This window comes from Deltaproteobacteria bacterium, from assembly GCA_016210005.1.
Classification (GTDB): domain Bacteria; phylum Desulfobacterota; class Binatia; order HRBIN30; family JACQVA1; genus JACQVA1.
Genome location: JACQVA010000004.1, coordinates 1 through 9,905, shown reverse-complemented (window position 1 = coordinate 9,905; position 9,905 = coordinate 1). Strand labels below are relative to the sequence as shown.

The following is a 9,905-nucleotide window of genomic DNA, read 5'->3' as shown; positions in this document are numbered from 1 at the left end:
GTCTTGGCGTCGCGCGCAGATTTCCCTCCGTCATTCCCGCGAAGGCGGGAATCCATCCGGAGCCCCACCGCCCCTGGATGCCCGCCCCACGCCTTCGCGGGGGCAGGCTCTTAAGGATTGCGGGCATGACGGAATACCCCTGTCGAGCTTTGGGCTGCGGGCCAAGCCCGCGCTGAGCGACGTCGAAGGGCCTGTCGGCCGGGATGCGCCGTTGGAGTTGGCGACCTGAGTGGGCCGCACAACGATGCGGGGAGAGGGCGCGACACGCGAAGCGACGCCGGCAGAGCGACGGCGGCGAGCCAGCGGACAAGTTTCAGATCCGGAAGTCCTGGTTGCGCGGTGGTATTGGTGATGTTGCCTCTCGTCTTCAACGGGCCGTTAGCCCCCGACGAGCGCCAGCTCGTGCCCCCCGGCGATGAGCAACGTACAGTTAAGAACCGCTCCCAGGGCTAGCAGCCAACCGCAGTGTCAGCTGGGCCGCCGTTGCCGGTGCGCGCTCGCGCGCGGGATCGTCGTCGGTGGACGGCAGGCCATCAGGCCCATCCGCCGGTAGCCCCGTTACACAGCCGGCCGCCACAACAGGCCGGGCGCTACGGGGCTCGGCGATCAGCGCTAGTGAATCGCGTCGGCGAGTGGAAACTTCGCGCACAGTGCAATCACGTCGGCCGCTACGCTGCGCAGGGCGCCGTCGTCGCCGGCGTGGCCGAGCGCGCGCGCGATCAGCTCGGCGATCTGCGCCATTTCCGGCTCCTTCATGCCACGGGTGGTCACGGCCGGGGTGCCGAGGCGGATGCCGCTGGTGACGAACGGCGAACGGGTCTCGAACGGCACCGTGTTGCGGTTGACCGTGATGTGCGCCTGATCGAGCACCTCCTGCGCCAGCTTGCCGGTGATCTCAGTGTTGCGCAGGTCTACCAGCATCAAATGATTGTCGGTTCCGTCCGAGACCAGGCGGAAACCGTGCGCTTTCAGGCCCTCGGCCAGCGCCTTGGCGTTGGCGAGGATCTGCTGCTGGTAGGCTTTGAAGCCGGGGCTGAGCGCTTCCTTAAAGGCCACCGCCTTGGCGGCGATCACGTGCATCAGCGGCCCGCCCTGGTTGCCGGGAAAAACCGAGGAGTTGAGGCTCTTGGCGAAAGCTTCGCGGCACAGCACCATACCGCCGCGCGGTCCGCGCAAGGTCTTGTGTGTCGTGGTGGTGACAAACTCGCAGTGAGGTATGGGCGACTGGTGCAGCCCTGCAGCCACCAAGCCGGCAAAGTGGGCGATGTCGGCCATGACCACGGCACCGACCTCGTCGGCGGCGGCGCGAAAGGGGGCGAAGTCGATCGCCCGCGGATAGGCGCTGTAGCCGACGACGATCATTTTCGGGCGATGCTGGCGCGCCAGCGCGGCCATCGCGTCGTAGTCGATGCGCTCGTCCTCCCGGCGCACGCCGTAGGGAATCACCTTGAAAAACTTGCCCGAGAAGTTCGCGGGGTTGCCGTGCGTGAGGTGGCCGCCGTGGGTGAGGTCCATGGCGAGAATGGTGTCGCCCGGGCTGAGCTGCGAGAAGTACACCGCCATATTGGCCTGCGAACCGGAATGTGGTTGCACGTTGGCGTGCTCGGCGCCGAAGAGCTGCTTGGCGCGATCGATGGCCAGCTGTTCCGCGATGTCGACGTACTCGCAACCGCCGTAGTAGCGTTTGGCCGGATAGCCCTCGGCGTACTTGTTGGTGAGGATCGACCCCTGGGCTTCGAGCACGGCGCGGCTGACGACGTTTTCCGAAGCGATCAGCTCGAGGTTGTGCTCTTGGCGCTCGGCCTCGCGGCGGATGGCGTCAAACACTTCCGGGTCGGTCCGTTCCAGCGCACTACTCATGATGCTACTCCCGCTTGGAGCCGGCGGGTGCCGCTGCGACCTGCAGCCCCAGCTCGTGTTCAATGGCGGCAATCTTGTCGAGGCGGCGCTGGTGTCGGCCGCCGGCGAACGGGGTCTCCATCCACACCTTGACGATCTCGCGCGCCAGGAACTTGCCGACAAAACCCCCGCCCATGATCAGGATGTTGGCGTCCAAGTGCTCGCGGCTCATGCGCGCTCCGACCGCGTCGGCCACCAATGCGGCGCGCACGCCGGGATACTTGTTGGCCAGGATGCTCATGCCGATGCCGTTGGTGCACAAGAGAATCCCGCGCGCGGCCTCGCCCCGGGCCACCTTCTCGGCTACCAGCTTGCCAAAGTCCGGATAATCCACCGCTGTGGAGCCGTGGGTGCCGACATCCTCGACCTGCTCGCCGCGCTGGTTCAGGTAATCGACCAGCACGGCCTTCAGTTCCACGCCGCCGTGGTCGCTGCCGATGGCAATCATGGCCGCCATCAGAGGCCACCTCAGGACTTGTGGGCTTCGATGTAGTTCACGACGTCCTGCACCGTGCGAATCTTCTCGGCCTCTTCGTCGGTGATCTCGAGGTCGTACTCTTCTTCCAACGCCATCACCAGTTCGACGATGTCGAGCGAATCGGCCCCGAGATCTTCGATGAAAGATGCGTCGGGCGTAACCTCATCGGGGCCGACCCCTAGTTGCTCGGAGATGATGGCCCGCACCTTTTCCTCAACCGCTGACGCCATACGCGCTTCCCTCCTCTGTTCACATGTAGAGGCCGCCGTTGACCCCCAGTACCTGGCCGGTGATGTAACCGGCCTCGGGTTGTACCAGGAATGCGACTGCCGCAGCTACTTCTTCAGCCGTGCCGAGGCGGCCGGCTGGGATGTTCCTCAGATACTCTGCCCGCACGGTCTCGGGCAAGCGCTCGACCATCTCGGTGTTGATGAATCCGGGTGAGACCGCGTTGACCGTAATGCTGCGCGGCGCCAGCTCGCGCGCCATCGCCTTCGAGAAGCCGATCAGCCCGGCCTTGGCGGCGGCGTAGGCGCCTTGCCCGGCGTTGCCCATTTCGCCGATCACCGAGCTGATGTTGACGATCCGGCCGTAGCGGGCGCGGATCATCGCCCGTACCACCGCCTTGGTGCAGTTGAACGCGCCGCGCAAGTTGACCGCCAGCACCCGGTCCCAGTCCTCGGGCTTCATGCGCATGATGAGCGCATCGACGGTGAAGCCGGCGTTGTTGACCAGGATATCGACTCGGCCCAAGCGATCGATGAGGCCGGCGATCGCGCTGGCGGCGGCGGCCGAGTCCGCCACGTCGAACTGCACGGCCTCGGCGTCACCGCCGGCCTCTTTGATTGCCTGCACGCAATCGCCGGCTGCCGTCGCATTGCTCACGTAGGTAACCACTGCGCGCGCGCCGGCGGCCGCCAGGCGCCGGCTGACGGCGCGGCCGATGCCGCGCGAGCCGCCGGTGACCAGCGCCACCTGGTTTTCGAGTGTCTTCGTCATCGCGGCTCGGCGCTTGTGGGGCGGATCGGTGGCGGGCCGGCAGCGCTTACTCCGCCGTGCCTTCGATGACCTTGCGGCCGCGGTATGAACCGCAGTGCGGGCAGGCGCGGTGCCGCAGGGTGGGCTCGCCGCAATCGGGGCAGGTGGCTACCGCCGGCGGGGTCAGCGCATCGTGGGCGCGGCGCTTGTTCTTCTTCGAGTGAGAGGTTCTGCGTTTGGGAACGGGCATGAGGCGGCTCCTTTGTTATCAAGCGGGCGCTCCAGGCGCGCGCGATCGTTTAGGCGTGAACCTTGAGTGTCCGGAGTATGGCCAGTCGCGGATCGCCTTGCTCGCTGTGGCAAGCGCACTGGATCTGGTTGCGGTTGGCGCCGCATTGCGGGCACAGGCCAGCGCAGTTCTCGCGGCACAGCGGTCGGGTCGGCAGCGCCAGCAACACCTGCTCGCGCAGTAGCGGTGACAGATCGACCTCGTCACCTTCGTAGTAGGTAAGATCGGTATCCTCTTCCTCCACTTGCCGTTCCACGCCGAGTTCGCGGTGGGGCGCAAAGACGAAAGCGAAGTCCATCGCCAGCGCAAACGTGTACTCCTCCAGACAGCGCGAACAGCGGCCGACGATCGGGCCGTCAGCGCGGCCTTGAAAGAAGAGGTCCGTACCCGCGCGGTAGAAGCTGACCGCGACCAAGAGGGCGGGCGGCAGGCGAAAGTCCTCCACCGGCGATTCCAACAGCTGCGCCAGCGCCGCGGTGGGCTCTTCATAGCGCAGCTCTTTGGCTGCATCCTCGATGTCGCGAACGTGGAATTTCACGCTGATACCCAGAGTAGAAAAGCGCGCAAAACCTAGCCGACCACCCCAGCGAGGTCAAGGCGACGACGCCGGCGACGCTCGTGGAATAGCCGCCGGCCAAGCCGGGGCCGGCCTCAATCCCCGAGCTTCTTCTCGATTCGGCGCACGCGCCGTAGCAGCTCGGGCAGGCGAGGCAGGGCGGCGGACAGGCGGCGCCAGATGTGGATGTCCACGGCCGGGTAGCCGCCCACCGCGGCGCCGGCGGGCACGTCATTGGGCACGCCGCTTTGCGCCGCCACCTGCGCCCCATCGCCGATGCTGAGGTGACCCGCGGCCCCCACCTGTCCGCCGAGGCGCACGAACTCTCCCAGCTTGGTGCTGCCGGAAAGCCCCACTTGCGCCGCCAGCATCGAGCCGCGGCCGATGTCGCAGCCGTGGGCGATCATCACCAGGTTGTCGATCTTGGCCCCGCGCCGAATAACGGTGTCGCCCACGGCGGCCCGATCGATGGTGGTGTTGGCCCCGATCTCGACATCGTCCTCCAACACCACCCGGCCGGTCTGCGGGATGCGCACGATCCGAGCGTCCTCGCCGAGGATGTATCCAAAGCCATCGCCGCCGATCTTGGCGCCGCTTTGGAGCGTGACGTTGTCGCCGATCTGCACGCGCTCGCGCACGCTGACGAACGGGTGCGCCGTGAAAGCGCGGCCGATGATCACCGCTTCCCCAATCACCACGTGTGCGGCGACGCAGGCCCCGGGGCCGATCGTGGTGTGCTCGCCGATGACGGCATAGGGGCCGATTGCGGCCCCGGCACCGACTGACGCCGTCGGCGCAATCACCGCCGTCGGATGTATCCCCGGCGCGAATCGGGGAGGCTGATAGAAGAGTTCGAGCGCCTTGGCGAAAGCGAGGTACGGGTCGTGGGCGCGCAGCGACGGCGTGGCGGTCTCGTCCGCACTGTAGGAGAGGATGAGCGCCGCGGCGCGGGTAGTGGTCAGAAACTGCACGTAGCGCGGATGTGCCAGGAACGTCAGCTGTCCCGGGCCGGCACTCTCGATCGGCGCCACGCCGCTAATCTCCACCGCGGCGTCACCCCGCAGCTCACAGCCGATCCGTTGTGCGATCTCGCCCAGTTGCATCGCGGCCCTCCACGCCTCGGGCGGACCTTAGCGAGGCGGTGGCGAGGGCGCAAACCACTGCCGAGGGACCGCATACCGTCAGCTCGCTGTTGCCGGCGGCATGCCGGCCGACCGGCACGCAGAGCCTGCGAGGAGATTCCGCTTTCGTCGCCAGGCTTCAGGTCGCCGTCGCATCGCTGCTCCTGGCGCCGCTCGGCGCTCTTCGCCTGGCTCGGTCCGGGAACTAGCGCACAGGCTCTCAGCGTTTCACCACGAAGCCGGCGGCGTCACGATCCCAGGCCCGGTCGCCGGCGCCGCGCTGGCGCAGCGCGAACTTGCGCACCCGGCCGGTGGGCGTTTGCGGCAACTGCGCCACGAACTCGATGTAGCGCGGCACGAAGAAGTACGGGGCGTTGTCGTTGACGAACGCCGCCAGCTCCTCGGGGCTCAGGTTTGCATCAGGCTTGAGCACCACGTCGACTTTGATCTCGGCCTCGGCCTCGAGTTCGGCCGCCTTCACGCCGTAAGCGGCCGCTTGCGCGACGGCGGGATGGGCATTCACGGCGGCCTCGACGGCGAAGGATGAAACGTTGCGCCCCTTGTAGCGGATGTAGTCGGCCTTGCGGTCGAAGAAGAAGAACTCGCCGTCCTCGTCTTTCCGGCCGAGATCACCGGTGTGGTACCAGAGGTTGCGAAAAGCCGCGGCCGTGGCTTCCGGGTCGTTGAAGTAGCCGTTGAAGATTACGTACGGATCGGTGGGTCGGACGCAGAACTCGCCGACTTCACCGGCCGGCACCTCGACATCGTCATCGTCCAGCAGCCGCACTTCCATACCCGGCGGGGGTGCGCCGGCCGAGTTCGGCTTCCACCTGCGCGTGCCGTCGTCGATGCGTAGTAGGACGGTGAACGCCTCGCTTTGACCGTAGCCCTGAACCACGGTCTCGATGCCGAAGCGCTCCTTGAACGGTCCCATCAGGCGGTCGGGCATGGGTATGAGCGAGGCCACGCGCACGGAGTTGCTCTTGTCGTCCGCCCGCTGTGGCGCTTGCCACAGGAAGATGTGCATGGCGCCGAGCGTGAACATGTGCGTAGCGCCGTAGAAGCGGGTGCGGTCCCAAAACGTGCTCACCGAAAAGTGATCGTCGAGCCCGAAGGGCAAGCCGGCGACCAGGGCCGGGTAGACGGTGGAGATCCAGGCCGCCGAGTTGTACATCGGCAGGCAGTTGTAGAGGACGTCACCCTCGCGGAGGCGAAAGCTGCGGACGCTGCTCTCGGAGCCGCGCACCCACGCGCTGTGGCTCTGCATAACGCCTTTGGGTTTGCCGGTCGTGCCCGAGGTCCACAACACGGCCGCGGTGTCACCGTAGGAGACGCCGGCGTCTGGTTCGTCCGCTCTGAGTTGCGCGAACTCGGCAAGATCGACCATGCGCGTGCCTCCGATGGCGAGATCGGTCTTGCCGTTCACGACGATGCGCTCGAAGGGAAGCGGGGGCCCGAGCTCCACGATCCGGGGCAGCAGTGGCGCGTCGATGACGAGAACCCGAGCGCGGCTGTTCTGCAAGGACTCGCGCAGCCACTCCTTGCGGTAATCCGTGTTGGCCGGTACCCAGACCGCACCGAGCTTGTTGATCCCGAAGCTGGTGAAGACAAGTTCCGGCGAGCCGGCCATGAAGATTGCCACCGTGTCGCCGGGTTCAACGCCGAGACCGCGAAGCCCGGCGGCATATGCGTTAGCGAGCTGGTTGGCGCGGCCAAAAGTGTACTGGCGCTCTCCGGCCATCAGGTACGTGGCATCGGGGATGCACTCGGCCTGCGTTCGCAGAATCTTCCCCAGCACGCGGGCGTTGGCGGTCGATAGATCTACGCGGTTCATGGTCCTCCTGCTCGCAAACCCCGGAAGCGTTTCCTCCAGTTAGGGCAGCACCGTCGCCTTCAGGTGACCGGCGCGCGCCGTGGCAGGTATTGCCCGCCCGGATTGCCAAATCAAGGCGACCGCCAACGCAGCTGGAGGGCGCCGGTCTCTCGGCGCCTGGGTTGGGCGCGGTGCGAGCGTGGTTCGTCGACTTCTACTTCGGCATCGTCGTCACGGACAGCAAGTACGGCGGTAGCTTCAAGGTTCGGGGGGTGCGCGGCGGCTTGTGATCGGCTCTGGGCCGAACGGGGAAAGTGCCTCCCTCTCCCCGCATTTTTTGCGGGGAGAGGGCCGGGGTGAGGGGTTCGTGCGTTTCTGGCATCACGAAGGACGCGAAGAGCACGAAGATCACACTTGTTCGGCGAATCCTCTTCGTGGTCTTCGTGCACTTCGGTGGTGATCTCTTCGTCTCCAGTAGCGTGCAGCCGGCGTACGATTTCAGAAGCGAGCGAGGTGAGGTCGAAAGATGAACCCCTCACCCCAGCCCTCTCCCCGCGCAACGATGCGGGGAGAGGGAGCAGAGTCGCAGAGATGCGGGGATGGGCATGCGAGGCGACGGCGGTAGATCGATGATGCCGAGACGGCGGGCGAGTTTCAGGTCAGCAACCTGGGAGCGGTCGCGGTTACGCAGTGGGGCGGCGCGAGGCTGAGCCCGCGCCCCACAACTCTCTTGTCGACACCAGAGTGTGAGCAATGCGCCCGCGCCTGCGACGTGGACCCTTCAGGGATGAAACCCGCCGGGAGCAGACATGGCCAAGGAACAGGGCTCAGGTATCAGCTCCGCCCAATCGCCGCCTCGAACACTGAGACCCTGGCCGTTCACTCACGCGGAGACGCGGAGTCGCCGATACGAGGCCCCTCCCTTGCGGGATCTCGCCACTGGAGCCCGGACTTCTCTTACATCGGATTAATCGGATGGAACGGATTTCACGGGCCGGAGAAGGCTTCGAGGCGGGCGAGTCCGCTCAATCCGTTCAATCCGTTGTAGCAGAGCTGGCGCGGATCGCGTTCGCGGGCTACGCCTTCAGCGTGGGGTTCACGGTGTCCCTGCGGACGACGTATATCGCCCGTGCGGGGCGAGGTCACCCGGCGGACGCCGAGCTGCGATTGGAGGCCGGTCCCTCGATGCCTGCGCGGTGTGGTGCGGCGGAAAGGACGGGACACGATCCAACGTGCTCCCCCAAGAGCGCGTGGCGACGCGATTGCTGCTCACCCGCTCGGCGGCGCCGGGGGGGAGTCGACGGCATAGATCTCTTGGTAGATCCGAATGAACGCGACGAGGATGGCGATGATTGCCGGGGCCAGAAAGATCCCCAAGAAGCCATACGCTTGCAGGCCGCCGAGGATGCCGAAGAAGAGAAATACCGTGGGAATCTGGGTGCGGCCGCCGATGATGAGCGGCCGGATGACGTTGTCGATGCCGCTGACGACGAACACCCCCCAGATCAGCAGCAGCACCGCCCGCACAAAGGCGGCCTCGAATAACAGGTAGATCACGGCCGAGGCCCAGACCAACACCGCGCCGCCAGGCAGCAGCGAAAGAAAGGCGGTGGCACAGCCGAGAATGACCGCGAACGGTACGCCCAAAAACCAAAAGCCGATCCCAGCTAGTGTTCCTTGTGCGATCGCCGTGGCCAGCGTGCCTTGCACCACGGCCGACAGCGCCTCGTAAAGACGGCTGAACACCGCGTCTTTGTGAGTGGCCTCCATCGGGATGAGCGCCCGCAGCGCGGCAATGAGGCGCTCGCCATCGCGGAAGAAGAAGAACAGCGCGAAGGTGGTCAGGAAGAAGTTGACCACAAAACGGACGGCGTTCTTTGCCACCCCGGTCCCCTGCGCCACCAGGAATGAACTGATGGCGTCGCCGAGCTTGAGCGCGGTGGTGCTGAGGTTGATGTTCCAGGCGGCCATCTGCGGTGCCAGATAAGCCCAGAGCTGCCCCAGCCGTGATCCGCTGAACCACTCGACCAGCCGGGCCACCAGGGCCGGCATCTGATTGGACTCGCTCAGCTGCCGGAGCTGCTGGTAGCCGGCGACGGACTCACCGGCCAGCACGATGGTGATCACTATGGTCGGCACGATGACGACCAGAATGACCGCGGTCGTAAGGCCGAAAGCGACCAGCGAGCGCCGCCCCTTGAGCAACACCACCAGGCGCTCGTTGATCGGGTAGAACACCAACGCCAGCAGCGCCGCCCAACTCAGTGGGCCGAGGAAGACGGAAAAGATCACGTAGAACTGAAACAGCAGATACAACAGAACGGCGAAGAAAAACGCCGCGAACAGTTGCTGCCGGGTCATGCCCGGCTACGTACCAGGCTCCTGCAACGGCCACAACCGTTTTGCGAGACAGCCGGCCTGGCCGGCGCTCGAACCCGCCGCAGGTCGCTGGCTGGGTGTGCGCGGGCTGGGGCGAGAAGACGACGTTGCCGCCCAGCCGCCACGCGCGCCGGGGTGCGCGACAAATTTGTGGGTAACGTGGTTCGGTGTTATGGCCGTCATTCCCGCGAAAGCGGGAATCCAGTTTGGCGTTTGGCGCTATGGAGAAGCAGTTCTGCGTTTACATCCTGGCCAGCAAACGGAACGGCACGCTCTACATTGGGGTGACCTCACAGCTGGCAACGCGGGTGTGGCAGCATCAGAGCAAGGTGGTGGAGGGTTTTTCGGCCAAGTACGGCGTCGACAAGCTGGTCTACTACGAAGCGCACGGC

General features: G+C 65.9%; 10 protein-coding genes. 1 reads left to right on the top strand and 9 read right to left on the bottom strand.

The annotated features are described in order from the left end of the window. Positions 1 to 612 precede the first annotated feature (612 nt). The 9 genes from HY699_00385 to HY699_00345 form a co-directional block, all read right to left on the bottom strand. A complete protein-coding gene (locus tag HY699_00385; protein MBI4514263.1) occupies positions 613 to 1,860 on the bottom strand; it encodes a serine hydroxymethyltransferase in 1,248 nt (415 codons plus the stop codon). Positions 1,861 to 1,864: 4 nt separating this feature from the next. Then, the gene (gene rpiB, locus HY699_00380; GenBank protein ID MBI4514262.1) at positions 1,865 to 2,347 is read right to left on the bottom strand and encodes a ribose 5-phosphate isomerase B; all 483 of its coding nucleotides are present in this window, start codon (positions 2,345 to 2,347) and stop codon (positions 1,865 to 1,867) included. 20 nt (positions 2,348 to 2,367) lie between these two features. Next, complete coding sequence (gene acpP / locus HY699_00375) at positions 2,368 to 2,607, bottom strand: acyl carrier protein (protein MBI4514261.1); 240 nt, start codon at positions 2,605 to 2,607, stop codon at positions 2,368 to 2,370. 19 nt (positions 2,608 to 2,626) lie between these two features. After that, on the bottom strand, positions 2,627 to 3,376 hold the full coding sequence (fabG, locus tag HY699_00370) for a 3-oxoacyl-[acyl-carrier-protein] reductase (GenBank protein MBI4514260.1): 750 nt from the start codon (positions 3,374 to 3,376) through the stop codon (positions 2,627 to 2,629). A 46-nt stretch (positions 3,377 to 3,422) separates the two neighbouring features. Further along, the gene (gene rpmF, locus HY699_00365) at positions 3,423 to 3,605 is read right to left on the bottom strand and encodes a 50S ribosomal protein L32 (GenBank protein MBI4514259.1); all 183 of its coding nucleotides are present in this window, start codon (positions 3,603 to 3,605) and stop codon (positions 3,423 to 3,425) included. 49 nt (positions 3,606 to 3,654) lie between these two features. Further along, positions 3,655 to 4,182: a DUF177 domain-containing protein gene (locus HY699_00360; protein MBI4514258.1), complete on the bottom strand. Its 528-nt coding sequence runs from the start codon at positions 4,180 to 4,182 to the stop codon at positions 3,655 to 3,657. A gap of 113 nt (positions 4,183 to 4,295) precedes the next feature. Continuing rightward, on the bottom strand, positions 4,296 to 5,303 hold the full coding sequence (gene lpxD, locus HY699_00355; GenBank protein MBI4514257.1) for a UDP-3-O-(3-hydroxymyristoyl)glucosamine N-acyltransferase: 1,008 nt from the start codon (positions 5,301 to 5,303) through the stop codon (positions 4,296 to 4,298). A gap of 238 nt (positions 5,304 to 5,541) precedes the next feature. After that, on the bottom strand, positions 5,542 to 7,155 hold the full coding sequence (locus HY699_00350; GenBank protein MBI4514256.1) for an AMP-binding protein: 1,614 nt from the start codon (positions 7,153 to 7,155) through the stop codon (positions 5,542 to 5,544). Positions 7,156 to 8,403: 1,248 nt separating this feature from the next. Then, complete coding sequence (locus HY699_00345; GenBank protein MBI4514255.1) at positions 8,404 to 9,495, bottom strand: AI-2E family transporter; 1,092 nt, start codon at positions 9,493 to 9,495, stop codon at positions 8,404 to 8,406. 239 nt (positions 9,496 to 9,734) lie between these two features. Here HY699_00345 and HY699_00340 point away from each other — a divergent pair. After that, the coding region (locus HY699_00340; protein MBI4514254.1) for a GIY-YIG nuclease family protein at positions 9,735 to 9,905 on the top strand (171 nt) is incomplete at its 3' end.